Origin of the sequence: Nonomuraea sp. NPDC005650 (assembly GCF_040605375.1) — a bacterium.
GTDB lineage: Bacteria > Actinomycetota > Actinomycetes > Streptosporangiales > Streptosporangiaceae > Nonomuraea.
Genome location: NZ_JBEXCR010000071.1, coordinates 1 through 25,924 on the forward strand (window position 1 = coordinate 1; position 25,924 = coordinate 25,924).

Consider the following 25,924-nt stretch of genomic DNA (forward strand, 5'->3'; position numbering starts at 1 on the left):
GCCAACACGTTCAACAAATTCGATCCGGCCTCGCCGTTCGGCGGTTACAAGGAGTCGGGGTACGGCCGTGAGGGCGGGCTGCACGGATTGGAGGCCTACCTTGACGTGTGAGCATCGCCGTCCCCGCCGCGCCAGGCGGCGGGCGCAGGCCACCAGGGGTCACGCCTTCGCCAGGGCCGGGCGGCCCGTCCGCACCGGCTGGTACGCCCACCGCTGCGGCGTGAGCCGGTGCGGCCAGGTCTTCGTGCCGGTCCAGATGTCGCAGGAGTCCACGTGGAGAGGGCGGGGCGATGAGTAGGTTGTCCGTCAGAAAGACCTACAAGCTGTTCATCGGAGGGGCGTTCCCGCGCTCGGAGAGTGGGAGGTCCTACCCCGTGACCTCGGCCAAGGGCGAATTCCTCGCCAACGCCTCCCGTGCCTCGCGCAAGGACGCCCGCGACGCCGTGGTGGCCGCGCGCAAGGCGTTCTCCGGCTGGTCCGGCGCCACCGCCTACAACCGGGGCCAGATCCTCTACCGGGTCGCCGAGATGCTGGAGGGCCGCCGCGCCCAGTTCGCCGACGAACTCGGCGGCGGCAAGAAGGCGGCGCTGGAGCAGGTGGACGCCGCGATCGACCGGCTGGTCTGGTACGCGGGGTGGTCCGACAAGATCGCCGCCGTGCACGGGGCGGCCAATCCGGTGGCGGGCCCGTACTTCAACCTGTCCTCGCCCGAGCCGACCGGCGTGGTGGCCGTGATCGCGCCCGCCGACCCGCTGCTCGGGCTGGTGTCGGTGGTCGCGCCCGTGATCGTGACCGGCAACACGTGCGTCGTCGTGGCGTCCGAGCGCTCGCCGCTCGTGTCGATCACGCTGGCCGAGGTACTGGCCACGTCCGACCTGCCCGGAGGCGTCGTGAACGTCCTCACCGGGCACCAGGCGGAGCTGGCACCCTGGCTGGCGGCGCACATGGACGTCAACGGGCTCGACCTGACCGGGGTCGAGGACGCCGACCTGGCGCTGAGCTGCGAGCAGGCCGCGGCTGAAAACCTCAAGCGCGTCCTGCGGCCCTCCCGGCAGGACTGGACGGCCGACCCCGGGACCGGCCGGATGACGCGGTTCCTGGAGACCAAGACCGTCTGGCATCCGGTCGGCGTCTGAGCACGGCACTCCACGGCGGGCGCACCGAGGTGCGCCCGCCGGTCGGGGGGCCGGGAGAGGGAGTCGATGAGCCTCGGTGAGTTCCTTCGAGCCCGGCGCGCCCGGCTCAAGCCGCAGGACGTGGGGCTGGGGCCGGGGGTGCGGCACCGGCGCGTGGCGGGGCTGCGCAGGGAGGAGCTGGCGCCGCTGGCGGGCGTGAGCGTCGGCTACTACACCCGGCTGGAGCAGGGGCAGAGCCCGAACGTGTCCGACGAGGTGCTCGACTCCCTCGCCCGCGTGCTGCGGCTGGACGACGACGAGCGGGCCCACCTGCACCGCCTGGCCCGCGCCGTCCGCTCCCACCCGCCGGCCGCGCCGGAGGTGCTCAGGCCCGGGATCAGGCGCATGGTGGAGTCGTTCACCGAGGTGCCGGCCTGGGCGGTGGGGCGGCGGGCCGACGTGCTGGCCTGGAACCGGCCGGCGCACGCGCTGTTCACCCCGCACCTGGACTTCGACGCGCCGGACCGCGAGCCGCGCCCGAACTTCGCCCGGATGGACTTCCTCGACGACCGCTACCGCGAGCTGTATGCCGACTGGGAGGGCAAGGCCCGGGACGACATCGCGTACCTGCAGGTGTCGCTCGGCAAGTTCCCCGGCGACGAGGGGCTGCACGCGCTGGTGGACGAGCTGATGGCCGGGAGCGCCGAGTTCAGGGCCATGTGGGCGGAGCATCCGGTGAGCAACTGCGCCTCCATCTCGCGCGGCTACCGCCACCCCGAGCTGGGCGTCGTCACGCTCACCGCCGAGCTGCTGCGCACGCCCGACGACGAGGGGCAGGGCGTGGTGCTCTTCCAGCCGGAGCCCGGCGCGGAGGAGCGGCTCAGACAGTTGCTGCGGCAGAGCTAGCGCGGCGCAGCAGCAGGGCGCCCCCGGCTGCCCCGAGCAGCGCGACCGCCCCCGCCACCACGAACGCCGTGTGGAGGCCCGTCAGCAGCTCGGCGTCCGCCGACGCGATGGCGGTCAGCCCGGCCACCCCGATCGCCCCGACGAACGTGGGCATCTGCGCGAGGCTGCCCGCCACCCCCTGGTCGGCCGGGTCGAGCCCGGACGTGATCGTGGTGATCGCGGCCACCACGGTCAGCACGTGACCGAAGCCCATCGCCGCCGAGGTCGCCAGCAGCACCCCCAGCCCGCCCGAGGCAGGCAGGAACGCCATCGCCGCCGTCCCCAGGGCCTGCGCGGTCAGGCCGGCCGCCACGGTCGCGGGAGCGCCGTACGCGCCGATCAGCCGGGCCGCCAGCCCGCCCGCGACCAGGGCGGCCACGCCCTCGCCGAGGAACCCGAGCCCCGTCCGCAGCGCGGACCAGCCGAGCACGTCCTGCATGTAGACGCTCAGCAGCAGTGTCGCCCCGCCGCACATCCCGAACGTCACCAGCGCCACCGCCATCCCCCACTTCACCGTGGGGCGGCGCAGCAGCCGCGGCGGCACCAGCGGGGCGGCGTGCCTGGCCTCGACGGCGAGGAAGGCCCCCAGCAGCAGCACGGCGGCCGCGACGCCGGCCCACATGAGCGTGGAGATGCCGTAGACCAGGGCGAACAGCCCGGCGCTCGCCAGCACGGCGCCCGGCACGTCCAGCCGGACGGCACCGTGGTCGGCGCCGCCGGGGAGCACGCCGAACGCGCCCACCAGCACGACCACGCCGATCCCCGCCAGGATGAGCATGGTCCAGCGCCAGCTCAGCCCGCTGGTGACCAGGCCGCCGCCGATGGTCCCGGCCACGAAGCCGAGCGAGAGCAGCGCCCCGTTGACGCCCATCGCCCGCGTACGCTTCGGGCCCTCGGCGAAGGCCGTGGTCATGAGGGCCAGCGCGGTCGGGCCGACCATGGCCGCGGCCACGCCCTGCCCGGCCCTGGCGCCGACCAGCACGCCGGGCACGGGAGCCAGGGCCGCCAGCAAGGAGAAGGCGGTGAACGCCGTCACGCCGGTCGCGAACAGCCTGCGCCGCCCCACCACGTCCGACGCGCGCCCGAACAACGGCATCAACGCGGCCGTCGGCAGCAGGCAGGCCGTCACCACCCACTGCAGGTCGCCCCGCGTGGCGAAACCCAGATCACGGCCGATCTCGGGGAGCGCGACCGTGATGATCGAATAGTCCAGACCTGTCATGAACGTCGCGCCGCACAGCGTGACGAGCACGAGCCACTCACGTGTATTCATGCGGGCCAGGCTGCGGCATGGCCCGCGCGCCGACCAGCGCTCCGCTGGAGGTACACCTGCCAGGTGCACCCTCGGGGGTAGAACTGAGGAGCTCAGGGGCTCAGAACGCGAAGCCGGGCGGCCGGAGCGGCGGGTGGGCGGCCTGGAGCTGGGCGGCCAGGCCGAGGAGGTGGGGTTCGCCGCCGGGCGGGGCGACGATCTGGACGGCGATGGGCAGCGCGCTGGAATGCGTGGCCAGGGGGACCGTGATGGCGGGCCAGCCGCACATGTTCCAGGGGCCGGTGGCGGGGGCGTACCTGACGTTGGTCAGCGCGTTGCGGACGAAGCCGCGCTCGCCCCAGCGCTCGGCCTTCGGCGGGATGGCGGCCAGGGCGGGCGTGATCAGCACGTCGGCGTCCCCGAACCACTGGTCGGCCCCGTAGCCGCTCCAGCGCTCCCGGCCGCGCGCGCCGTCGAGCTTGAACGCGCCGAGCACCCGGCCCGCGCGGGCCAGTCCGCGGGTGCGGCGTTCGAGGCGGCGCCGGTCCAGGCCGTCGGCCGACTCGGCGGCCCTGGTGAGCCAGGTGGCGATCGTGGCGGGGCCGAGCCAGGCGGGCAGCCTGTCGCGGTGCTCGACCACCGTGTGCCCGGCCTGGCGTAGCGTCTCCGCCGCCCCGCGCACCGCGGCCTGGAACTCCCTGTCCATGGGCAGGCCGACCGGGAGCGGCTGGGGCGCGTACGCCACCCGCAGGTCGAACGGCTCGGGGCTGTCCTGGGGCGGCTGCGGCTCCCAGATCTCGTCGTCGTCCGCCCACACCGAGCGCAGCATGGGCGGGCGCGGCTCGACCCGCCGGCCGCCGCGCCAGGACTCGGCGAGCGCCGGGTCGGCCGCCAGCACCGACAGCGCCAGCGCCAGGTCGGACGCGGTCGTCGCCAGTGGGCCGTTCTCCGCGAGCCCGTCCCAGTGGTCGCTCGGCGGGGGCACGAGCCCGGTGCCGGGCTTGATGGCCAGCACGCCGCAGCAGGCGGCAGGGATGCGCAGCGAGCCCATGCCGTCGTTGCCCAGCGCCAACGGCACCATGCCCGCCGCCACGGCCGCGGCGCTGCCCGACGACGACCCGCCGGCGGTCCTGGCCGGGTTCCAGGGGTTGCGTACGATGCCGTACGCGCTGTCGCCGAGCGCGACGAGGCCCAGCTCGGGCAGGTTCGTCAGGCCGACGACCACCGCGCCCGCGGCCCGCAGCCGCGCCACCGTCACGTGGTCCTCCGGCGCGGGCGCGTCCGCCGTGACCGCGGACCCGCCGCGGGTGGCCTCGCCCGCGACCTCCAGGTTGTCCTTCACCGCCACCGGCACGCCGGCCAGCGGCAGCTCCGCCAGGTCGCGCCGTTTCTGTACGGCCCGCGCCTCCTCCACCGCCCGCTCTCTGATCAGCCGGAACGCCCTTACCTTGGAATCCCGCTCCGAGATGGCGTGAAGGTGCTCCTCGACGACGGTCGTGGCCGTGACGTCCCCACGCCGGACGGCCGTCGAGATCTCGACAGCGGACCTGCCTGCCCACAACATGACTAGAGTCTGCATCCTGGCCGCGCGGCTCGATAGGGTCGATCCACGTGAACGGACCATCCCTCGCCCTCCGCCAGCGCTCGCTGGGCGCCCCCGCGACCGAGTTCCCGCTGTTCCCGCCGCTGACGCGGGGGTGTCCAGAAACCAGCACCGACGAGATCGCCTATCCGCTGGAGATCACGTACGACTACGGGCGGGTGGATCGGCGCCTGTTCGAGCAGGAGCCGGGGACCGACATCGCGCGCTGGTCGCCGCTGCTGCCGCCGCTGGAGGCACCCACGCTGGGCGAGGGCGGGACACCGCTGGTGGAGTTCGACGGGATCTTCGTCAAGGACGAGTCCCGCAACCCGACCTGGTCCCACAAGGACCGCCTCAACCGGGTCGCGGTCAGCGCCGCCGTCGCCTCCGGCGCGCCCGGCGTGGTCGTGGCCTCGTCCGGCAACCACGGGGCCTCGGCCGCCGCCTACGCCGCGCGGGCCGGGCTGCCGGCCATCGTGCTGGCCTCGGCGGATTCGCCGCCCGCCGTGCAGGCGTTCGTGCGCGCGTACGGGGCCAAGGTCGTCTCCGTGCCCGCCGAGGCACGCTGGCCGCTGCTGCGGGAGGTCGTGGACCGGCTCGGCTACCACCCGGTCAGCAACCAGACTGTGACGCACACCGGGCACCCGTTCGGGCCCGAGGGCTACAAGACCATCGCCTATGAGCTGTTCCTGCAGCTCGGAGGCGTGCCCGCGGCCGTCTTCACCCCCACCGGCTACGCCGAGCTGCTCTACGGGGTGTGGAAGGGGTTCGTGGAGCTGCGGCTGCTCGGGCTGGCCGACGCCGTGCCGCGGATGTTCTCCTGCGAGACGGCGGCCGGCGGGCCCCACGCGCGGGCGCTGGCCACCGGTGCTCCTGCCGCGATCGTCGAGCTGGGGGCCAGCGACGCGTACGGCATCGCCGGGCCGGTCGGCGGGCACCGCGGGGTGGTGGCCGTGCGCGACAGCGGCGGCGAGGCCCTGCTCCTGACGGACGAGGAGCTGCGGGCGGCGCAGCGGGACCTGGCCGCGCGGGGGCTGTGGCAGGAGCTGTCGGGCGCGGCCGGGCTGGCGGGACATCGGAAGCTGCGGCGGGACTTCGACGGGCCGGTGGTGTGCGTCGCCACGTCGAGCGGGTTCAAGGACTTGGGGGTTGGGGCCGAGCGGTTCCCGGTGCTGGAGCACCCGACCCTAGACGATCTTGCTCCAGACGCGTAGGGGCCCAGACGCGTAGGGGCTCCCGGTCGCGCAGCGCGGCGGTGTCGCTCACCGCCTCCAGGGCGATCGCGGGCCCGCGTCGATGCGGCCGAGCACGTCGGTCATGCTCGTCTCTCCTTGGCGCGCCGGGTGGGAGGCGCGGTCAGCGGGTCCTCCGGCCAGGGGTGCCTGGGGTAACGGCCGCGGAGCTCCGCGCGTACGGAACGGTAGCCGTCGCGCCAGAACGACGCCAGGTCCGCGGTGACGGCCACCGGGCGGCCCGCGGGGGAGAGCAGGTGCACCAGGACGGGCACGCCGGAGATCTCGGGCGTCTCCTGCCGGCCGAACAGCTCCTGCAGCTTCACCGCCAGCACCGGCCGGTCGCCCGAGTAGTCGACGCGGATGTGGGAGCCGCTGGGGACCTCGATGCGTTCGGGGGCCGCCGTCTCCAGGCGCTCGCTCCAGGGGATCAGGCGTTTCAGCGCCGCGGCCACGTCTATGCGCTCCAGGTCGGCCCGGCGGCGAGCCCTGGACAGCTCGGGCTCCAGCCACTGGTCCGCCAGGTCGATGAGCGCGTCCGTAGGGGGCCAGGGGGCGCCGATGGCGCGGTGGCAGAAGGCCAGGCGGTCCCTCAGGTCCTTGGCCTGTTTCGTCCAGGTCAGGACGTCGGGCTCGGTGCGCAGGCCGTACAGGACGGCTTCACGGACGTCGGCGTCCTTGAGCGGGGTCGCGGACAGCTCGATCGCGCCCAGGCGTTCGACCCGGCGGGCGCGCACGTCGCCGCGGCGTTCGCCCGGGGGGACGTGCCAGGCGATCTCGTCCTGGGTGGTGGCGGGGTGCGTCAGCCTGGCGGTCTCCTCGTCGATCTCCACGGCCTGCCTGATGCGGGCCGACGCGGAGCCCGTCTGCCGGTCGGCGACCGCGATGGCCAGCCACTGGGCGGTGTGCAGCTTGGAGCCCTCGGGGAGCTGGGCCTGCGTGCCGGACGCCATGAGGTAGCCGCCGCCCCGCCTTCGGGCCACCCGCTCGGGGAACGCCAGCGCCACCGCCGTCCCGGCCAGCTCGTCATCGGCCACACCACGACGTCCCGCGGCGGCCTGGCCGGTGGTTCGCTGGAGGCGTCTGGTCTCCTGGCGCCAGCGGGCGGCGAAGCCGGTGCCGCCGCGGCGGGCCGTGCGCCAGACCTCCACCAGGTCGTCGCCCGCATCGCGCGGCAGCTGCTCTGACAGCAGGGCCACCACCTCGGCCGCCTGCGGGCCGAGGTCGAGCAGGGCCCTGGCCAGGCGGGGGTGCACGCCCGCGAGCGCCATCCGGCGCCCGCGGTCCGTCACCCGCGCGGCGGGGTCGAGCGCGCCCAGCGCCTCCAGGGTGCGGGCGGCGGCGGACATCGCGGCGGGCGGAGGCGGGTCCAGCAGGGCCAGGCCCGACGCGTCGGGCGCGCCCCAGCAGGCCGCCTGCAACGCGAACCCCGTCAGGTCCGCGAGCGCGATCTCCGGCCGCGCGTGGTCGGCGAGGCGGTCGTGGTCGGCCGCCGACCAGCAGCGGTAGACCGTGCCCGGCGCCTCGCGCCCCGCCCGGCCCGCGCGCTGGCCGGCCGACGCCTTCGAGACCCTGACCGTGGTGAGGGAGCCCAGGCCGCGGGCGTGGTCGGTACGGGGTTCGCGGGCCAGGCCGGAGTCGACCACCACCCGCACGCCGGGGACGGTCAGGCTCGACTCGGCGACGGACGTGGCCAGCACCACCCTGCGGTCCGAGCCCGGCGCGAGCACGGCGTCCTGGACGTGGGCCGGGGCCTGCCCGTGCACCTGCAGGACCGGCACGCCGTCCAGCATCCCGGCGACCTTGCCGATCTCGGCCACGCCGGGCAGGAAGCACAGCACGTCGCCGTCCCGCTCCGCCAGCGCCCTGCGTACCACCGAGGCCACGTGGGACAGGAGCGCGGGGTCGACGCGCAGGCCGTGCGGCGGGGCGACCGGGCGGGAAGGTGGGGCCCACACCGTCTCGACGGGGTACGCGGCTCCGGTGGCCGCGACGATCGGGCCGCCGATCAGCCGGGACCACGGCTCGGCGTCGGCGGTCGCCGACGTGGCCAGGAGGCGCAGGTCGGGCCGGAGCGTGTCGCGTACGTCCAGGAGGAACGCCAGGGAGGTGTCAGCGTCCAGGTGCCGCTCGTGGCACTCGTCGAGCATGACCGCGTCCACCCCGGCCAGCTCCTGGTCCCGCTGGAGGCGCTGGAGCAGGACACCGGTGGTGACGACCTCGACCATCGGGTTCGCGCCCGTGTGGCGCTCGCCCCTGATCGTGTAGCTCACGCCCATCCGCCTGGCCGCCGCGCGTACGGCCAGCCGGCGGGGCTCGGCGACCAGCACCCGCATGCCCGTCTCGGCCAGGGCCAGCGGCACGACCGTCGTCTTGCCCGTGCCGGGCGGGGCCGTGAGCACGGCGCTGCCGCGCCGGTCGAGCGCGGCGAGCAGCTCGGGCAGGACGTCCCGGATGGGCAGCGAGTCGTGGCGCATCAACGCTGTGCGGGCACGTCGGCGCTCGCGCTCAGGGCGGCAGCAGGCGGGTTCAGGTCGGCGGTTGGGCTCAGGACGGCGGCCGGGCTCAGGGCGGCAGTGGCCGGGCCCAGGTCGGCAGGCGGACTCAGGACGGTGGTCGGGATTCCGGCCGCCGAGAGGACCGAGTCGAGCAGGCCGGGGAAGCGGGACTCGAGGTCGTCGCGGCGCAGGCTCATGTACTTCACCCGCCCCTCCTGCTTGGTAAGGACCACGCCGGCCGCGCGCAGGGTGCGGTAGTGGTGCGAGGCGGTCGACTTGTGCACGCCGAGGTCGTCGCCCGCGTCGCCGCAGTTCATCACGCCGCGCAGGGCGAGCCGGACGACGATCTCCAGGCGGACGGGGTCTGACAGCGCCCGCAGGACCTCTGTGAGCTCGATGTCCTCCGTCGCCGGGTGAGGTAGCAGGCGCATGGTCCAACCCTACCTTCGTTTTATTGTTTGACAACAATCCAACTATAAGACAGTTTGATGTGTGTCCAACCGTGCTCTGGAGGCTTGATGACTTCGCGGCTCTACCCGCTTGCTGCCGGAAATTTCGCGATCGGCACAGGCATGTTCGTGACCGCCGGGCTCTTACCGCCCATCTCGAAGGACCTGGGGATCTCGTCCTCCGCGGCGGGCCAGCTCATGACCGTCTTCGCGCTGGCGTACGCGGTGCTGTCGCCCGTCCTCGCCGCCCTGACCGCCCGCCTGTCGCGCAGGACGGTGCTGCTGGTGGCGCTCGGCGTGTTCGTGCTGGGCAACGTCCTGACCGCGCTGGCTCCGACGTACGCGCTGGTCATGGCCACCCGGGTGGTCGCGGCGGCGGGGGCGGCGATGTTCACCCCGACCGCGTCGGGCGTGGCGAACGCGCTGACCGAGCCCGAGCGGCGCGGGCGCGCGCTCGCGCTGGTGATGGGCGGGTTGACGGTCGCCACCGCGATCGGCGTGCCCCTGGGCACCTGGCTGGGCTCGGTCTCGGGCTGGCGCTCCACGCTGTGGCTGGTGGTGGGGCTGGGCGTGATCGGGTTCGCCTGGGTCGCGGCGGTGGTGCCGGCGGTCAGGATCCCGGCGTCGGGGCGGCTGAGGGAGCGCCTCGCGCCGCTCGGCGACCGGCAGGTGCTGGCGGTGCTGGTGACGCAGTTGCTGATGTTCGCGGCGGGCTTCACCGCGTACACCTACATCGGGTCGCTGTTCGACCTGCCGCTGCCCGCCGTGCTGTGGGCGTGGGGGATCGGCGGCATCGTGGGCAACCAGCTCGGCGGGCGCTTCACCGACCTGTACGGGCCGCGCAGGATGGTGCTCCTCGCCCTGGGCGCGAGCACCGTGTTCCTGGCCCTCATCCCCGTCGCGAACCTGGCCCTGCCCGTCGCCCTGGTGTGGGCGTTCCTGTGGGGCGCGCTCGGCTGGCTGGTGGCCCCCGCCCAGCAGTTCAGGACCGTCTCCGTGGTGCCCGGCAACGTGCCGATCGGCCTGGGCCTGCTGTCCTCCGCGCAGTACGTGGGGCTGTTCGTGGCCGGGCTGGCCGGCGGCGCGACGCTCGACTGGTACGGCAGGGCGGGCGTGATCGTGCTGGCCACCGCGTTCGCGCTGGTGGCGCTGCTGTTCACGCTGGCGACCTACCGTCCGGCGGCGGTCTCCCCGAAGGAAGGAGTGTCCGTCGGGTAGCGGGCCGTCGGCCAGAATGGTGATCGTGGCTGACGACATCGACCCGCGGAACGAGCCCGCCCCCTTCGGCGCCGTGGTCCTCCTGACGGTCGCCTCGGCGGTGGCGGTCATGGGGCTCGGCGCGCTCCTGTCCGAGCCGCCGGCGCTGAAGTTCCTCCTGTTCGGCCCGATCGCTCTCGTGGTGTTCGAGGTGATGGTCCACGAGGTGTGGTGGCAGCGCTGGTGGGGCGCGATCCCCGGCGCGGTGGCGGGCCTGGCGCTCTACTTCGAGGGCCGCGTCACGCTGGCCGACCTCATCGGCGACACGTGGGCCCACCCCGTCGCGTACGTCGCCGCCTGGGCCCTCTTCGCCGTCGTCTTCGCCGTCTGCAGCCGCTACCCCCGGACCCTGCGGTCGACCTGATCTTCTCCGCCGCGCAGCGGACCCGGGGTCGGCCCGCAGGCGGACGACGGGCGGCGGGCGCGGCGCCTACCGTCGTCGGCATGTTGAACGACCAGGTGACCTTTCGGCGCGTCGCGGCGGGCGTGCTGCTCGTCGTGGCCCCGCTGCTCCAGGCCGTCGCCGTCGTCGTCGATCCCGGCACCTGGGGCGACGACCGGGAGGCGGTCAGCTACGGCGCGAACCCCGCGCTGGCCCAGACCGAGTCCGCGCTCTACCACTGGAGCTGGATGCTCATGGCCGTGGCCGCGCTCGGCCTGGCCCACCTGACCCGGCGCAAGGCCACGCGGCTCGGCCACGTGGCGGCGGGGATGACGGTGATCGGCTATCTCTCGATGTCCGCGCTGCTGATGATGGACCCCGTGGAGTGGTGGCTGGGGCAGCACCACCCGCCGGAGGAGGCCCAGCGGATCCTCGACGAGATGCTGAACCTGCCCGGGGTGATCTTCGGTTTCCAGCTGCCGTGGATGTTCTTCGCCATCGCCGGCCTGCCGTTGCTGACCGTCGCCGTGTGGCGGGCCGGCTTCGTCGGCTGGTGGGTGCCGCTGCTTGTCTTCGTGGGGTACGTCGTCTCGTTCCCCATCCCGTACGGGCCCGCGACCGTGGTGTTCTGGGCCCTGCCCGCCGTCGCCCTCGGCTGGACCGGGTTGAAGATCCTGCGCATGGGCGACGACGCGTGGGCGGCGTACTATCCGGCTCCGGCCCTCGTGTCAGCCTAGGGTCGGGATCCAGCCCGCGGTGGACGCGAGGATGAGGAAGAAGCCCAGGATGATCCGGTAGATCACGAAGCCGGTGAAGCGGTGGGTGCTGATGTAACGCAGGAACCAGGCCACGGCCAGGTATCCGACGACGAACGAGATGACCGTGGCCAGGATCGTCGGCCCCCACGCGGGGGCCGGGCCCTGACCGATCTCACGCAGCTCGTAGACGCCCGAGCCCAGCACGGCGGGGATGGCCAGCAGGAACGAGTATTTCGCGGCGTCCTCGCGGCGGTAGTCGAGCAGCAGGCCCGCGGTCGTGGTGCCGCCCGAGCGGGACACGCCGGGGATCAGTGCGAGCGCCTGGGCCAGGCCGTACACGATGGCGTGGGGGAAGCTGAGGTGCTTCTCCAGCGTGAGCTTGTTGCGGGCGGTGCGGTCGGCGAACCACAGGAGGAGGCCGAAGACGATCAGCGTGGTGCCCACCAGGCGCAGGTCGCGGAAGACGCCCTCGATCTGGTCCTTGAACGTCACGCCGAGCACCACGATCGGCAGCGAGCCGACGATGATGTACCACCCCATGCGGGCGCCCCACTGGCCGCGCAGGTCCTTGTTGAACAGGGATCTGGTCCAGGTGGAGATGATCTCCCAGATCTCCTTGCGGAAGTAGATCAGCACGGCCAGTTCGGTGCCGATCTGGATGACGGCGGTGAACGCCGCCCCCGGGTCCTGCCAGCCGGCGAAGGCGGAGACCACCCGGATGTGGGCGCTGGAGGAGATCGGCAGGAACTCCGTGAGCCCCTGGACCAACCCCAGAACCACCGCTTCTAGCCAGCCGATCACGACGACAACCTTCCGAGAATGCGGGAGTGACGAGGGTGAGGCTAGCGGATGCGAGGGCCGGTCAGTTGCTCGCGTAGCGTACAGACTCCCGGCCGGCCCCAACGTGTCTCACGTCTCTCGCCCTCGCCGGACTCTCACGGGCGCTGCCACATCGCGGCGGCGGCCGCGGCGTAGTCGGTGAAGTCGCGGGCCGGGCGGCCCAGGGCCTGCCGCACGCCGTCCGCCACGGAGGCGTTGCGGCCGTCCAGAATGCCGGTGAACAGCGCCGCCAGCCCCTCGGCCTCCTCCTGGGGCAGACCGTCCTTGACGGCCGCGGCCACGTACTCCTCCCGGGTCACCTGAACGAATGAGATCTCCCTGCCGGTGGCCACGGACAGCTCCTCGGCCGCCTGCGCGAACGTCAGCAGCCGCGGCCCCGTGAGCTCGTAGAGCCGGCCCGCGTGGCCGTCCCGGCTGAGGGCGGCGGCGGCCACGTCCGCGATGTCGTTCACGTCCACGAACGGCTCGGGCACGTCGGCGACCGGCATCGCGATGACGCCTTCGAGGACCTGGTCGAAGAAGAAGCCCTCGCTGAAGTTCTGCATGAACCAGCTGCAGCGGACGATCGTCCACTCGGCCCCGGACTCCTGGACGGTCCGCTCGCTGGCCTCCGCCTCCGGCTCGCCCCGCCCGGACAGCAGGACCAGCCGCCGCACGCCGCCGCTCACGGCCAGCTCGGTGAACGCCTTGACGTCCTCGTACGCGCCGGGCAGGGCCAGGTCGGGGACGTAGGCGAGGTAGACGGCCGTCACGCCGTCGAGCGCGGGCCGCCACGTGGAGCGGTCCCGCCAGTCGAAGAGGGGCCGGGAGCCGACCCGCACGGGCAGGCCGAGAGCGTTGAGCCGGTCGACCACACGGCGGCCGGTCTTGCCCGTGCCGCTCAGAACCAGAATTGTCATGCATCTAGTAAGCCGCCATACCCATAAGACTCTCCATGGTTGAGAAGCGCATTGGCATATGCGATCGTCTAACCCATGGACCAGCTCGCGGCGCTACTCGACGGCCCGCGGGCCCGTGGCGCCTTCCTGCTCCGCTCGATCCTGGATCCGCCCTGGTCGCTGCGCATCCAGGACGAGGCCCCGCTGTCGTTGATCGCGCAGGTGCGCGGGGAGTCGTGGATCGCGTTCGACTCGGGCGAGCCCGTGCGCCTGTCGCCGGGGGAGGTCGCGATCGCGCGGGGGCCGGCGCCGTACACGGTGGCCTCCGACCCCGACCTCAAGCCGCAGGTCGTCATCCTCCCCGGCCAGCAGTGCCGCACGATCGACGGGGAGTCGCCCTACGACACCATGTCCATGGGCGTGCGCACCTGGGGTAACGACGCGTCGGGCGGCACCGTGCTGCTCACCGGCACGTACAACCTGGAGGGCGAGGTCAGCAGGCGGCTGCTGGACGCGCTGCCGCCGCTGCTCACCCAGCCGGGAGACCCGATCATCTCGCTGCTCGGCGCCGAGATCGTCAAGGACGAGCCGGGCCAGGAGGCGGTCCTCGACCGGCTGCTCGACCTGCTGCTCATCGCGGTCCTGCGCTCGTGGTTCGCCACTCGCGCGGACGAGGCGCCCGGGTGGTACCGCGCGATGGGCGACCCGGTCGTGGGCAGGGCCATGCGCCTGCTGCAGAACAACCCGGCCCACCCGTGGACGGTCGCCGCCCTGGCCGGCGAGGTGGGCGTGTCCAGGGCGTCGCTGGCCAGGCGCTTCACCGATCTGGTCGGCGAGCCGCCCATGTCCTTTCTCACGGACTGGCGCCTCGCGCTGGCCGCCGACCTGCTGCGGGAGCCGGCCTCGACGATCGGCTCGGTGGCCAGGAAGGTCGGGTACGGCAGCCCGTTCGCGCTCAGTGCGGCCTTCAAGCGCGTGCGGGGCATCAGCCCGCAGGAATACCGGACCGGATGAAACCACTGCTGCTGCTGGACGTGGACGGCGTGCTCAACCCGATGGGGCGGCCCACGCCGGACTTCCGGCGTTTCCGGTGCACGATCGACGACGACGTCTACACCGTGCACCTCAACCCGCGCCACGGCCGCAGGCTCCTCGACCTGGCCATCGCGACCGGCTCCGAACTGGTCTGGGCGACGACGTGGGAGCACCACGCCAACGACTGGATCGCTCCCAGGCTCGGCCTCCCCTCGCTGCCCGTCATCCCCCTGGACCCGGACGTGGTCTCGGAGCGCGGGGAGATGTTCAAGACGCAGCACGTGGCCCGGTACGTGGGCCGGCGGCCGTTCGTCTGGTTCGACGACCAGGTGTGGGCGGAGGACGAGGAGTACCTCAGGGTGCGTCAGGGTCTGGCCGACTTCCTGCTCATCCATGTGGACCCGGAGCGGGGACTGACCAGCCGACATCTGGGCATGGCGCATGAGTGGCTGACCCTTACAGGGTTTTCTCAGGGTTCCTGACGGGAGTCCGTGGGCCCGGCCGTCCGTTGAACAGGTAGGTCGTCACACACGGAGGGAACATCATGTACCGCTCACGAGAGCACAGGATTCTGGCCGGCGTCTGCGGCGGACTCGCCGACAAGATGGGCCTGCCCCCCACTCTCGTCCGGATCCTGTGGCTGCTGCTGTCGCTCATCCCCGGGCCGCTCTGGGTCGTCTACGTCGTGATGTGGATCCTCATCCCGGAGGAGCCGAAGGGCTACCGCTCGGCCGCGTAGCGCCCGCCGTGTCTCGACCGAGATCGTCCTGCGTGCCACGCCAGGCGATCTCGGTGCCGAGGTCGGGAGCCGCCCGGGGCGCGTGCGCCGATGCCTGGGACGCGGCTTATCCTCGAAGGATGAGGGCAAGGCCGCTGACACTCATCCAGGATGATCTCGTCGACTACGACCCCGCGATGGAGCGCATGACCGACCTCGTCGGGCAGCGCCAGCGGGACGAGCGGCCGGACACGCTGTGGCTGCTCAGCCACCCGTCGGTCTACACGGTCGGGCGCCGTACGCCGCTGTCCCACCTGCCCGCCCCCGAGCGCGGCATCCCCGTCATGGAGACGGGGCGCGGCGGCCAGCTCACCTACCACGGGCCGGGCCAGCTCGTCGGCTACCTGATCGTCAAGCTCGCCCAGGACCAGGGCATCGTCGACTACGTACGCGAGGTCGAGCTGCGCCTGGTGGAGGCGCTGGGCAAGCTGGGGCTGCCCGCCGAGCGCCGCGACACGCCGCCGGGTTCGGAGCTGCTGACCGGGGTCTGGACGACCGGCACCAGCCGCAAGATCATCTCGATCGGGATGCGGCAGAGCCGGGGCGTCACGAGCCACGGGTTCGCGCTCAACGTGGACGGCGACCTGCAGCCGTGGGACTGGGCGGTCGCCTGCGGCATGCCCGACGTGGACATGACCTCGCTCAAGCGCGAGCTGGGCACGGCCTCGATGGACGAGGTCCGCACGGTCGTGGCCACCGCCTTCGAAGCCTCCTGACCGGCCCTTCAGCCGCGGGGGAAGACCCGCACGCCGGCGTCGTGCCCGCCACCGTCGAGCTTGCCGCCGCAGGTGTAGAGCGTTGCCATGAAGGGACGCCGGCAGGTTGCAAGCAGGCGGGTGCGGCCGCCGGTGGCCGTACCCGCCTGCAGGGTCAGGAGATCGGGACCTCGTCGACCGTACGGCGGGGGCCGGTGAACCAGTGCTTGGCCGACAGGGCCCACCACAGGGCGATGCCGACCAGCACCACCCCGACCGCGATCGGCGCGTAGTTGACCGAGGTCCAGGTGAAGGTCTTGTCGCCGGGCACCCCGGCGGGCGAGATCGGCAGGACGAAGTAGATCGACACGACGACGATCTCGACGCAGGCGATCCAGCAGAGGACCTTGTACTTGCGGCCGAGCGTCCACGGGCCCGGCTTGAAGGCGTCGCCCGCGCGGAGCCGGAGCCAGATCGGGATGAGGAAGGCCAGGTAGAGGCCGACGACCGCGATCGACACGACGGCCAGGAACGCGACCGGCGTGGTCAGTCCGGGAGGCGCGTAGAGGGCGGGCAGGGTGATCAGGGCGGCCACGACGCAGCCTCCGATGATCGCGTTGACCGGGGTGCGGTTGCGGTCCACCTTCGACCACAGCCGCCAGCCGGGCACGCCGCGGTCGCGGGAGAACGCGTACGTCATGCGCGACATCGAGGTCACGCAGCTCATCCCGCAGAAGAACTGGCCGATCGTGGAGATCGCGAAGACCGCCGTGGCCAGCGGGGCCGAGAGCGCGGTCTCGAAGATGGCTCCCACGAAGCCGCCCTGCTTGTTGATCTCGTCCACGTTCGTGGCCGCGAACAGGAACGACAGCAGCAGGATCCAGCCGCCGATCGCCGAGTAGAAGATCGACTGCCACAGCCCGCGGGCGGCGGTCCTGGCCGCGCCCTGGGTCTCCTCCGACACGTGCGCGCAGGCGTCGAAGCCGGTGATCGTGTACTGGGTGAGCAGGAAGCCGAGCGGCAGCACGTAGAACCAGAACGACAGCCCGTCGGAGCCGGAGCCGAAGCCGGAGTTGTTGTTCGTGCCGCCGAAGACGAAGCCGAGCGACTGGTGGTGGTCGGGCGCGAAGATCAGGATCCCGACCACGATCGCGGCGCCCGCGACGTGCCACCAGACCGAGACGTTCTGCAGCAGCGAGATGAGCTTGTGGCTGTAGATGTTGATCAGCGCGTGCGCCACGAGGATGATCACGAACAGCAGGAACGCCTGTGACAGCGTGGCTTCCCACGCGCCGTCGGTGACCAGCTTGAGCGTGGTGTTGAGGAACGTGGCGCAGCCGTAGTCGACCGACGCGGTGACCGCGATGAGGCCGATCAGGTTGAGCCAGCCGGTGAACCAGCCGTGGATCGGCTTGCCCAGCGTGGCGGCCCACCAGTAGATGCCGCCCGCCGTCGGGTACGCCGACACCAGCTCCGACATGCAGAAACCGATGATCAGGATGAACGCGGAGATCAGCGGCCAGCCCCAGGAGATGGCGATCGGGCCGCCGTAGTTCCAGGCTTGACCGAAGGTGGTGAAGCAGCCGGCGAGGATGGAGATGATCGAGAAGGAGATGGCGAAGTTCGAGAAACCGCTCCAGGTGCGGGCCAGCTCCTGCTTGTAGCCGAGCTCGGCCAGTCGCCTGGAATCCTCTTCAGTGGTCATTGAGGTCTCCCTGGGGGGCGCGGAGGACACTCCATTTGGACTACATCTAGACCATTTCTCACGAGAGGACAAGGCGTTACAGGTGGGTTTCGGCCTCGTCAGGGCGCATGGCCAACCTGCAGGACGATCTTCCCGGTGACGGCGCCGCCGAGCTGGGCGGCCTTCGCGTCGTCCAGGTCCTCCCACGAGCCGTGCCGCCCGATTTCGACGGAGAGCTCGCCCGCGGCGACGAGGGCGAGCAGGTGGGCGAGGTCGTCGGCGGGGGCCGTCACGTCGCCGAAGGAGTTGAGGGACCTGGCCCGGCCCAGGGAGAAGGTCGAGTTCGGGGGGAATGTGGCGGGCTGCCCGGAGGCCCAGCCGACGCTCTGGAGGTTGCCGCCGGGCTTCAGCAGGGCCCAGGCGGCGACGAGCGACGGGCCGCCGACCGTCTCGATCGCGATGTCGACCGGCTCGACGCCGTCGAGGCCGACGACCACTTCGACGGGCCCGAGCACTTCGACGGGCCCGAGGCTCGCGACCGCCTCGGCCGGGGCTCCGGCGGCAGGCTCGGCCAGGGTTTCGGTGGCAGGCTTGGCGCGGGTGAGGTGGGCTGTCAGGCGGTGGGCGCGTTCCGGTCTGCTGACGGAGGCCACGACGTGGGCGCTCGCGCGCCTGGCCAGCTGCACGGCCAGCCGCCCCACAGCCCCCGCCGCCCCGGTCACCAGGACGCGTGACCCCGGCGCCGGTCCGGCGGCCCGCAGGGAGCGCAGGGCGGTGAGGCCGGCCATCGGGAGCGCGGCGGCCCGTACCAGGTCCACCTCGTCGGGCGCCACCGCGATCGAGCCGGTGTCGAACGCCGCCCGCTCGGCCCACGCGCCCGCCCCGAACGCCGCCACCCGCGCGCCCGCACGCGGTCCCGTGCCGTCCGCGGCGGCGCGCAGGACGATCCCGGCGGCGTCGTAGCCGAGCACGGTGCCCTGCGGCAGGCGGCCCATGTGCCGCAGGTCGCTGAAGTTGACGGACGCGTGACGGACCTCGACCAGCGCCTGCCCGGGCCCCGGCACGGGCTCGGGCACCTCCGCGAAGCGTCCCTCGGCTTGCGGGCCCACGACCAACGCGCGCATGTTCGTTCCTCTCTGACGCCAGGATGGATTCGGACTGTTGGTCCGCTTTGCTCGCAGGGATAGTATGAGGACTGACGGTCCGCTTGCAAGGGGAGGTAGTGCCGGTGCGGTCAGACGCGACCCGTAATCGGGAGGCGATCCTGCGGGCCACGGAGGAGCTGCTCGCCGCCCACGGCGCCGAGCACATCTCCCTCGACCGGGTGGCCGCGGCGGCGGGGGTCGGCAAGGGCACGCTGTTCCGCCGCTTCGGCAGCCGTACCGGGCTGTTCCAGGAGCTGCTCGCCGAGCGGGCCGCCGCGCTCGCGCTCGCGATCGAGACGCCCGGCTCCGTGCTCGGCCCCGGCGCACCGCCCAAGGCCCGGCTGCTGGCCTTCCTGGACGAGCTGGCCGAGCTGGCCGAGCGGAACCTGGCGCTCTTCGCCGCGCACGAGCGGGCCTGCGCCGAGGACAAGTACCGCGATCCGACCTATCTGCGCTGGCACGCGCATGTGACCGCCCTGGTCGCCGAGGCCCGGCCGGACGGCGGCCTGGACGCGGAGTTCGCCGCCCACGCGCTGCTGGGCTCGTTCGACGCCGACCTGGCCCGGCACGTCATGGCGGACGGCGGGGTGGCGCGGCTGAAGTCCTCGGTCAGGGGCCTGGCCGAGGCCCTGCTCTGACCCTCGGCTACGCCGCGAACGCGTCGGCCGCGGCCTGGCAGAACGCCTTGAGGTCGTCCGGCTTGCGGCTGCTGACCAGGGTGTTCGGCCCTGACGTGCACACCACGACCTCCTGGTCCGTCCACGTCGCCCCCGCGTTGCGCAGGTCGGTCCGCAGGCTCGGCCAGGAGGTGACGGTACGGCCGCGCACGACGTCCGCCTCGATCAGCGTCCAGGGCGCGTGGCAGATGGCGGCCACGGGCTTGCCCAGGTCGAAGAAGGCGCGGGCGAACCGGACGGCCTGCGGCACCATCCGCAGGTAGTCGGGGTTCGCGACGCCTCCGGGGAGCACGAGGCCGTCGAACGAGGCCGGGTCGGCCTCCTCCACCGTGGCGTCCACGGCGAACCGGTCGGCTTTGTCCAGGTGGTTGAACGCCTGGATCTGGCCCCGCCTGGTGGAGACGAGGTTGGGCGTGCCGCCCGCGTGCTTCCCGTCCCCCTTTCCGGGTGGGCGCGTACTATGCGCATTTACCCCTAGGGGGTATAGTGGGCCAGCCAAAGGATCAAGGGTGAAGGAGCGAGCCATGACCGTCACGACGTACCAGGTTGAGGGCATGACCTGCGGCCACTGCGTGAGCGCCGTGACCGAGGAGGTCGGCAAGGTCGCGGGCGTGAGCGGGGTCGAGGTGGACCTGGCGACCAAGGCCGTGACCGTCACGAGCCAGGCGCCGCTCGACCGCGGGCTGATCGACGCGGCGGTGGTGGAGGCCGGCTACGAGCTGGCGGGCGCGATCGAGATGCTGCCGCAAGCAGGGGGTTCGTGCTGCGGTTCGGGTGGCTGCCACTGACGCCGCGTAGGATGCCGCACCGTCCCCTCGGGGGCGCCGGACCACGGCGGCCCCAAGGGGACTGAAAATTTACACCGCAAAAGGAAACGAGAATGAAACAATTTTCCGCAGCGCGTTGACACGCGGTCTCCGTATGGTGTGCCTTTCTCTACACAGGAAAACCCCGCCTGAAGGTGAGGCACATATGAGGAAATGGATCGCGCGCCTGGCAGTGCTGGGTGTCGCGCTGTTAGTGGCGGGTCAGGGCGCGACGGCCGCCCATGCCCAGGAGCCGGCGGCGGGGAAGAAGGTACTGCGCGTCGGGGCCACACAGTCGATGGACTCGATGAACCCGTTCCTGGCGGTCCGCCTGGTCTCGACGTCGATCCACCGCTGGATGTACGGCTTCCTCACGGTGCCCGACTCCAAGACGCTCCAGCCCAGCCCCGACCTGGCCGAGTCGTGGACCACGACGCCCGACGGGCTCACGTGGACGTTCAAGATCCGTGCGGCGAAGTGGTCGGACGGCAAGCCGATCACGGCCGATGACGCGGCCTGGACGTTCAACAAGATCATGACGGACGAGGCCGCCAAGACGGCCAACGGCCCGGCGGTCGAGAACTTCGAGAGCGTCACCGCCAGCGGCCAGGACCTGACGATCAAGCTCAAGGCGCCGCAGGCGTCCATGCTGGACAACCCGATCCCGATCATGCCCAAGCATGTCTGGGAGTCGGTCACCGACATGGCCAACTACGACGCCGAGAAGTACCCGGCCGTCACCAGCGGCCCGTACATCGCGATCGAGCACAAGAAGGACCAGTACGTCAAGCTGCAGGCCAACCCCAACTACTGGCGGGGCAAGCCCAAGCTCGACGAGCTGCAGGTCATCTTCTACGACAACCCGCAGGCCGCCATCGCCGGTCTGAAGAACGGCGACATCGACCTGATCGGCCGGCTCAGCCCGCCCGAGTACCAGGCCATCCAGAACGACCCGAACATCGAGGCGTGGAACACCCAGGGCCGCCGCGCGGCGTACCTGCAGATCAACCACGGCGCCACCACCACCGACAACAAGCCCGTCGGTGACGGCCACCCGGCCCTGAAGGACGTCAAGGTCCGCCAGGCGCTGCACTTCGCCATCGACAAGCAGAAGCTGGTCGACGAGGTCCAGAACGGCCTGGCCAAGCCCGCCGACGGCTCGATCGTGCCGCCGATGTTCAAGGACTTCTTCTGGGAGGCCACGGGCGACGAGAAGGTCACCTACGACCCCGCCAAGGCCAACAAGATCCTTGACGACGCCGGCTACAAGAAGGGCTCCGACGGCATCCGCACGATGCCCGACGGCAAGCGCAAGCTGGAGTTCCGCTTCAGCATCCACACCGACACCCCGATCGAGGACAAGCTCGCCGAGTACCTGACGGGCTTCTTCAAGGAGATCGGCATCACGCTGACCACCAAGAAGCTCGACTCCAGCAAGTTCACCGAGGAGACGGGCGTCACCGGGCTGTTCGACATCGCGATCAGCGGCTGGTCGGTCAACCCCGACCCCGAGGAGGTCCTGGCCACGCACCTGTGCAGCCGCAGGCCGGCCCCGGGCGGCGAGGGCGGCGGCACCGAGTCGTTCTTCTGCGACGAGACCTTCGAGAAGCTCTACCAGGAGCAGCTGAAGGAGCTCGACCGGCCCAAGCGCGCCGAGACCATCAAGAAGATGGAGGAGCGGCTCTACACCGAGGCCCCGGTCATCGCGATCTACTACCCGAACGACCTCGAGGGCTACCGCAAGGACCGGGTCACCAGCATCACCCCGATCCCTGAGGACAAGGGCCTCCTGTACGGCGGCAGCGGCTACTGGCCGTTCTACACCGTGGACGTCAAGGCCGCGGCGGCGAGCGGCGCCAGCGCCGAGGGCGGCTCCAACACCGGCCTCATCGCCGGCGTCGTGGGCGGCGTCGTGGTCATCGGACTGGTGGTCTTCCTCGTGACCAGGCGGCGTAAGAGCGTCGCCGACGAGCGCGAATGACCACTCCGCTGGAAGCAGCAGAGCCCGCCGTCCAGGCGGCGGGCCCTGGTGACGAGCGCTCCACCCACCGCGGCACGCTGCAGTACGCGCTGTCCAAGGTGGGCGGGGCGCTGTTCAGCATCGCCATGGTGATCGTCGGGACGTTCTTCGTGTTCCGGCTGCTGCCCGGCGACCCGGTGCGCAACCTCGCGCAGGGCCGCAACATGACGCCGGACCAGCTCAATCTCGAACGCCACCGACTTGGCCTGGACAAGCCGGTGCTCCAGCAGTTCTTCGACTTCGTGGGCAACACGCTCAGGCTCGACCTGGGCACGTCCTACGAGTACAAGCGCCCGGTCCTGGACCTGATCGGCGAGCGCATCGGCCCGACGGTGCTCCTCGCGGGCACGGGTCTGGTCATCGCCGTCAGCCTCGGCATCTGGCAGGGCACGCGGGCCGGCTGGCGGCCGGGCACCAGGACCGACCGCTTCTCCACCGGCGTGTCGCTGGTGCTCTGGTCGGTGCCCACGTTCTGGCTGGGGCTGCTGCTGATGATGGTGCTCGGCGTCGGCATCGGGCCCATCCCCGGCCTCTTCCCGTTCAGGGGCATCGAGAGCGTGGACGCGCCGGACGGCTTCGCGTACGTGCTGGACGTGGCCTCGCACATGGTGCTGCCGTGCCTGACCCTGGTGGGCGTGGTCTACGCCCAGTATCTGCTGGTCATGCGCTCGTCGCTGCTTGAGGAGATCAGCCAGGACTACGTGACCGTGGCCAGGGCCAAGGGGCTCCGGGACGACGAGGTCCGGCGCCGCCACGCGGTGCCCAACGCCTTGCTGCCCACGGTGACGCTGGTGTTCATGCGCATCGGCTTCGTGGTCGGCGGCGCGGTCACCGTCGAGACGATCTTCACCTGGCCCGGCCTGGGGCAGCTGTTCTACCGCGCGATCAAGGTGCCCGACTTCACCCTCATGCAGGGGACGTTCCTGCTGATCACCGTGGCCGTGATCGTCATGAACACGCTGGCCGACGTGGTCTACCACATGCTCGACCCGAGAGTGAGGTCGGCATGACCAGCGTCGCCGCGGCCCGCAGGAAGCTCGCCATGAGCCGGTTCTGGGCCGACTTCCGCACCCACAGAGCAGGCGTCGCCGGGACGGTGGTCCTGCTCGTCGCCGTGGTGCTCGCGCTGATCGCGCCGCTGTTCATCGACGAGGGCGTGACCAGCGTCGTCGACGCCCCCGGGGACGAGTTTGGCGCGCCGAGCCTGGACTTCCCCTTCGGGACCGACGAGTCCGGCCGCTCGATCCTGCTGATGGTCTGGTGGGGGTCGCGCACCTCGCTGCTCATCGGCTTCCTCGCCGCCGTGCTCAGCATCGTGATCGGCACGGTCGTCGGCATCGCCGCGGGGCACTACCGCGGGTGGGCCGGCGGCCTGCTCATGCGGGTCACGGACTGGTTCCTGGTGCTGCCTTCGCTGGTGACCGCCCTGGTGCTGGCGGCCATCCTGGGCGGCACCACGTTCACGGTGATCATGGCGATCGCGGTCACCTCCTGGCCGTCCACCGCCCGCCTGATCAGGGCCCAGACGCTCGCCGTCGAGGCCAGGCCCTACATCGAGCGGTCGAAGGCGCTCGGCGCCGGGCACTGGCACATCACGACCAGGCACGTGCTCCCCAACGTGGCGCCGCTGCTGCTGGCCAGCACCACGCTGGAGGTGGCCAGCGCGATCGTCACCGAGTCCACGCTGGCCTTCCTGGGCGCCAGCGCGAACAAGACGTCATGGGGGACCATGCTGCGCTCCTCCTACGACTACGGCGCGGCCACGCATGGCGCGTGGTGGTACATCCTCATCCCCGGTCTCGCGATCCTGGTCGTCGTCATGGCGTTCACCCTGGTCGGCCGGGCCCTGGAGGCCGTGCTGAACCCGCGGCTCAGGAGGGCGGCATGAGCGAGCGAAGCGAGGGAACGATCAAGCACAGCACCCTGCTCGAACTCGACGACGTGTCGGTGACGTACCGCATCGCCTCGGGCGAGGTGCCCGCCGTGCGCGGTGTGTCGCTGAAGCTCGACTCCGGAGCGGCACTCGGAGTCGCCGGCGAGTCAGGATCCGGCAAGTCGACGCTGGCCATGGCGCTGTTGCGGCTCCTGCCCCGCGACGTGCGCGTCGAAGGCCGGATCCTGCTCGACGGTGAGGACGTGCTCACCATGAAGTGGGGCCGCATGCGCGCCGTACGGTGGGCGGAGGCCTCGATCGTGTTCCAGGGCGCGCAGCACGGGCTCAACCCCGTGCGCAGGATCGGCGACCAGATCGCCGAGCCGCTGCTCGTCCACGGCCTGGCCAAGCCGGAGGCCGCCCGCAAGCGCGTGGCCGAGCTGCTCGACCAGGTCGGCCTGCCCGCCTGGCGGGCCCGCAGCTACCCGCACGAGCTGTCCGGCGGGCAGCGGCAGCGCGTGATGATCGCGATGGCGCTGGCCTGCTCGCCCCGGCTGATCATCGCCGACGAGCCGACCACCGCGCTCGACGTGATGGTGCAGGCCCAGGTCCTGGGCCTGATCAAGGAGCTGGTCGCCGAGCACGGCATCTCGCTGATCATGATCTCGCACGACCTGTCGGTGCTGGCGGACGTGTGCGACCAGCTCGCGGTCATGTACGCGGGCCGCATGGTCGAGTACGGGCCGTCCGCCGAGGTGTTCCACGACGCCAAGCACCCCTACAGCCGGGCGCTGGCGGCGGCGTTCCCCACAGTGGGCGACCCGGCCTCGCGGCTGGCGCCGAAGGGCCTCGGGGGCGACCCGCCCGACCCGATGCAGCTTCCCGGCGGGTGCTCGTTCCACCCGCGCTGCCCGGTCGCGCTGGACGAATGCGCCACGCTGGATGTGGAGCTGTGGCCCGCGGGTGAGCGCCGTACCGCCGCTTGCGTGCACGTACGCGAGAAGGAGGAGGCCTCATGACCGAGACGCAGACCACCGCCGAGGCGGTCTCGACGGCCCGGCCGAGCCTGTTGGAGGCCCGCGACCTGCACGTGGAGTTCTCCTCCCGCGGTCGCCGCGCCAAGGCCGTGGACGGTGTGAACCTGGCCATCGGCGAGGGCGAGATCGTGGCCCTGGTCGGTGAGTCCGGCTGCGGCAAGACCACGCTGGCGCGCACACTGCTCGGCCTCGAACGCCCCACCTCGGGCGAGGTCCGGTACGGAGGCGCGGCCCTGGACTACGGCTCCAAGGCGCTCAAGGCGTACCGCAGGCAGGTGCAGCTCGTCCTGCAGGACCCGACCGGCTCGCTCAACCCCAGGCACACCGTGTACGAGGCGGTCGCCGAAGGGCCGCGCATCCACGGGCTGCCGGACGAGCGGGAGGTCGTGGCCGAGGCGCTGTCCAGGGCTGGATTGCGCCCGCCCGACCGGTTCTTCCTGCGCTACCCGCACGAGCTGTCCGGCGGGCAGCGGCAGCGCGTGGTGATCGCCGGCGCGCTGGCGCTGAACCCGAAGGTGCTGGTCGCAGACGAGCCGGTGGCCTCGCTGGACGCCTCCGTGCGCGGCGAGATCCTGGCCCTGCTGCTGCGGCTGCGCGACGAGCTGGGGCTGTCGGCGCTGGTCGTCACCCATGACCTGGGCCTGGCCTGGAACATCGCCGACCGGGTGGCGGTCATGTATCTGGGCAGGATCGTCGAGTCGGGGCCGGTGGAGCAGGTGCTGACCGCGCCGCGGCACCCGTACACGCAGGCCCTGATGTCGGTGCTGCCGGAGTCTCCCGAGCGGGTGGTGCTGACCGGCGAGCCGCCGGACCCGACCCGGATCCCGGGCGGGTGCCGCTTCCACGCCCGCTGCCAGGTGCTCGCCTCAGGGAAGGCGGCCGAGGCGGGGGTGGACGCCAGGTGCCGGTCGGAGCTGCTGGACATCCTGCCCGCGGTGCCCGAGGCCCAGGCGGCCTGCTACTACGCGGACGCCGTCGACGCTTAG

Annotated in this window: 27 protein-coding genes; 18 read left to right on the forward strand and 9 right to left on the reverse strand. The window is 72.0% G+C overall.

Annotated features, from left to right (window positions below; all coding sequences use genetic code 11):
• From ABZS69_RS61960 to ABZS69_RS61970, 3 genes are all read left to right on the forward strand, one after another.
• Positions 1–111: aldehyde dehydrogenase family protein (locus tag ABZS69_RS61960; protein WP_355376408.1), on the forward strand; the 111-nt coding region annotated here is incomplete at its 5' end.
• A gap of 179 nt (positions 112–290) precedes the next feature.
• Positions 291–1,136 carry an aldehyde dehydrogenase family protein gene (locus ABZS69_RS61965; protein WP_355392811.1) on the forward strand — a complete coding sequence of 282 codons (846 nt, stop codon included), beginning with the start codon at positions 291–293 and terminating at the stop codon, positions 1,134–1,136.
• Positions 1,137–1,202: 66 nt separating this feature from the next.
• A complete protein-coding gene (locus ABZS69_RS61970; protein ID WP_355392813.1) occupies positions 1,203–2,021 on the forward strand; it encodes a helix-turn-helix transcriptional regulator in 819 nt (272 codons plus the stop codon).
• Here ABZS69_RS61970 and ABZS69_RS61975 read toward each other — a convergent pair.
• Together ABZS69_RS61975 and ABZS69_RS61980 are read right to left on the reverse strand one after the other, a co-directional pair.
• On the reverse strand, positions 1,996–3,333 hold the full coding sequence (locus tag ABZS69_RS61975) for an MFS transporter (protein WP_355392816.1): 1,338 nt from the start codon (positions 3,331–3,333) through the stop codon (positions 1,996–1,998). The two genes, ABZS69_RS61970 and ABZS69_RS61975, sit on opposite strands and share 26 nt — an antisense overlap.
• A 100-nt stretch (positions 3,334–3,433) precedes the next feature.
• The gene (locus tag ABZS69_RS61980; protein ID WP_355392819.1) at positions 3,434–4,876 is read right to left on the reverse strand and encodes an amidase; all 1,443 of its coding nucleotides are present in this window, start codon (positions 4,874–4,876) and stop codon (positions 3,434–3,436) included.
• 47 nt (positions 4,877–4,923) lie between these two features.
• On the opposite strand from ABZS69_RS61980, the gene ABZS69_RS61985 reads away from it, so the two are divergent.
• Positions 4,924–6,108: a pyridoxal-phosphate dependent enzyme gene (locus ABZS69_RS61985; RefSeq protein ID WP_355392822.1), complete on the forward strand. Its 1,185-nt coding sequence runs from the start codon at positions 4,924–4,926 to the stop codon at positions 6,106–6,108.
• 101 nt (positions 6,109–6,209) lie between these two features.
• Here ABZS69_RS61985 and hrpB read toward each other — a convergent pair whose 3' ends face one another.
• Both hrpB and ABZS69_RS61995 read right to left on the reverse strand, forming a co-directional pair.
• On the reverse strand, positions 6,210–8,603 hold the full coding sequence (hrpB, locus tag ABZS69_RS61990) for an ATP-dependent helicase HrpB (RefSeq protein ID WP_355392824.1): 2,394 nt from the start codon (positions 8,601–8,603) through the stop codon (positions 6,210–6,212).
• A complete protein-coding gene (locus ABZS69_RS61995) occupies positions 8,603–9,055 on the reverse strand; it encodes a helix-turn-helix transcriptional regulator (protein ID WP_355392827.1) in 453 nt (150 codons plus the stop codon). Before ABZS69_RS61995 ends, hrpB begins: the two co-directional genes overlap by 1 nt.
• Before the next feature lie 87 nt (positions 9,056–9,142).
• Here ABZS69_RS61995 and ABZS69_RS62000 point away from each other — a divergent pair, with 87 nt between their 5' ends.
• From ABZS69_RS62000 to ABZS69_RS62010, 3 genes are all read left to right on the forward strand, one after another.
• On the forward strand, positions 9,143–10,291 hold the full coding sequence (locus tag ABZS69_RS62000; RefSeq protein WP_355392830.1) for an MFS transporter: 1,149 nt from the start codon (positions 9,143–9,145) through the stop codon (positions 10,289–10,291).
• A gap of 25 nt (positions 10,292–10,316) precedes the next feature.
• Positions 10,317–10,694, forward strand: a complete 378-nt coding sequence (locus tag ABZS69_RS62005; RefSeq protein WP_355392833.1) for a hypothetical protein — start codon at positions 10,317–10,319, stop codon at positions 10,692–10,694.
• A gap of 80 nt (positions 10,695–10,774) precedes the next feature.
• Positions 10,775–11,449 (forward strand): hypothetical protein, encoded by a 675-nt coding sequence (locus ABZS69_RS62010; RefSeq protein ID WP_355392836.1) that lies wholly within the window; start codon positions 10,775–10,777, stop codon positions 11,447–11,449.
• Here ABZS69_RS62010 and ABZS69_RS62015 read toward each other — a convergent pair.
• The gene (locus tag ABZS69_RS62015) at positions 11,441–12,271 is read right to left on the reverse strand and encodes an undecaprenyl-diphosphate phosphatase (protein WP_355392839.1); all 831 of its coding nucleotides are present in this window, start codon (positions 12,269–12,271) and stop codon (positions 11,441–11,443) included. The two genes, ABZS69_RS62010 and ABZS69_RS62015, sit on opposite strands and share 9 nt — an antisense overlap.
• Before the next feature lie 134 nt (positions 12,272–12,405).
• On the reverse strand, positions 12,406–13,209 hold the full coding sequence (locus ABZS69_RS62020; RefSeq protein ID WP_355392842.1) for an NmrA family transcriptional regulator: 804 nt from the start codon (positions 13,207–13,209) through the stop codon (positions 12,406–12,408).
• A gap of 75 nt (positions 13,210–13,284) precedes the next feature.
• Between ABZS69_RS62020 and ABZS69_RS62025 the strand changes: the two genes are divergently transcribed.
• The 4 genes from ABZS69_RS62025 to lipB all read left to right on the forward strand — a co-directional run bounded on the left by ABZS69_RS62025 (position 13,285) and on the right by lipB (position 15,717).
• Positions 13,285–14,202, forward strand: coding sequence for an AraC family transcriptional regulator (locus ABZS69_RS62025; RefSeq protein WP_355392845.1), 918 nt, complete (start codon positions 13,285–13,287; stop codon positions 14,200–14,202).
• Positions 14,199–14,705, forward strand: coding sequence for an HAD domain-containing protein (locus ABZS69_RS62030; RefSeq protein WP_355392848.1), 507 nt, complete (start codon positions 14,199–14,201; stop codon positions 14,703–14,705). The genes ABZS69_RS62025 and ABZS69_RS62030 overlap by 4 nt, the downstream gene beginning before the upstream one ends.
• A gap of 62 nt (positions 14,706–14,767) precedes the next feature.
• Positions 14,768–14,962 carry a PspC domain-containing protein gene (locus ABZS69_RS62035; RefSeq protein ID WP_355392851.1) on the forward strand — a complete coding sequence of 65 codons (195 nt, stop codon included), beginning with the start codon at positions 14,768–14,770 and terminating at the stop codon, positions 14,960–14,962.
• Between the two features lie 119 nt (positions 14,963–15,081).
• Positions 15,082–15,717 carry a lipoyl(octanoyl) transferase LipB gene (gene lipB, locus ABZS69_RS62040; RefSeq protein ID WP_355392854.1) on the forward strand — a complete coding sequence of 212 codons (636 nt, stop codon included), beginning with the start codon at positions 15,082–15,084 and terminating at the stop codon, positions 15,715–15,717.
• 154 nt (positions 15,718–15,871) lie between these two features.
• Here the strand turns inward: lipB and ABZS69_RS62045 are convergent, their stop codons facing one another.
• Complete coding sequence (locus ABZS69_RS62045; RefSeq protein ID WP_355392857.1) at positions 15,872–17,401, reverse strand: amino acid permease; 1,530 nt, start codon at positions 17,399–17,401, stop codon at positions 15,872–15,874.
• 98 nt (positions 17,402–17,499) lie between these two features.
• Entirely contained in the window at positions 17,500–18,504 is a 1,005-nt protein-coding gene (locus tag ABZS69_RS62050) for a zinc-binding dehydrogenase (protein WP_355392859.1), read from the reverse strand.
• Between the two features lie 98 nt (positions 18,505–18,602).
• Here ABZS69_RS62050 and ABZS69_RS62055 point away from each other — a divergent pair, with 98 nt between their 5' ends.
• Positions 18,603–19,163 carry a helix-turn-helix domain-containing protein gene (locus ABZS69_RS62055; RefSeq protein WP_355392862.1) on the forward strand — a complete coding sequence of 187 codons (561 nt, stop codon included), beginning with the start codon at positions 18,603–18,605 and terminating at the stop codon, positions 19,161–19,163.
• 7 nt (positions 19,164–19,170) lie between these two features.
• Here the strand turns inward: ABZS69_RS62055 and ABZS69_RS62060 are convergent, their stop codons facing one another.
• Positions 19,171–19,701, reverse strand: a complete 531-nt coding sequence (locus tag ABZS69_RS62060; protein ID WP_355392865.1) for a type 1 glutamine amidotransferase domain-containing protein — start codon at positions 19,699–19,701, stop codon at positions 19,171–19,173.
• A gap of 25 nt (positions 19,702–19,726) precedes the next feature.
• Between ABZS69_RS62060 and ABZS69_RS62065 the strand changes: the two genes are divergently transcribed.
• The 6 genes from ABZS69_RS62065 to ABZS69_RS62090 all read left to right on the forward strand — a co-directional run bounded on the left by ABZS69_RS62065 (position 19,727) and on the right by ABZS69_RS62090 (position 25,924).
• A complete protein-coding gene (locus ABZS69_RS62065; protein WP_355392868.1) occupies positions 19,727–19,990 on the forward strand; it encodes a cation transporter in 264 nt (87 codons plus the stop codon).
• Between the two features lie 184 nt (positions 19,991–20,174).
• Entirely contained in the window at positions 20,175–21,989 is a 1,815-nt protein-coding gene (locus tag ABZS69_RS62070; protein ID WP_355392871.1) for an ABC transporter substrate-binding protein, read from the forward strand.
• Positions 21,986–23,038: an ABC transporter permease gene (locus ABZS69_RS62075; protein ID WP_355392874.1), complete on the forward strand. Its 1,053-nt coding sequence runs from the start codon at positions 21,986–21,988 to the stop codon at positions 23,036–23,038. Before ABZS69_RS62070 ends, ABZS69_RS62075 begins: the two co-directional genes overlap by 4 nt.
• Complete coding sequence (locus ABZS69_RS62080; protein WP_355392876.1) at positions 23,035–23,916, forward strand: ABC transporter permease; 882 nt, start codon at positions 23,035–23,037, stop codon at positions 23,914–23,916. Before ABZS69_RS62075 ends, ABZS69_RS62080 begins: the two co-directional genes overlap by 4 nt.
• A complete protein-coding gene (locus ABZS69_RS62085) occupies positions 23,913–24,920 on the forward strand; it encodes an ABC transporter ATP-binding protein (RefSeq protein ID WP_355392879.1) in 1,008 nt (335 codons plus the stop codon). Before ABZS69_RS62080 ends, ABZS69_RS62085 begins: the two co-directional genes overlap by 4 nt.
• Positions 24,917–25,924, forward strand: a complete 1,008-nt coding sequence (locus tag ABZS69_RS62090) for an ABC transporter ATP-binding protein (protein ID WP_355392882.1) — start codon at positions 24,917–24,919, stop codon at positions 25,922–25,924. Before ABZS69_RS62085 ends, ABZS69_RS62090 begins: the two co-directional genes overlap by 4 nt.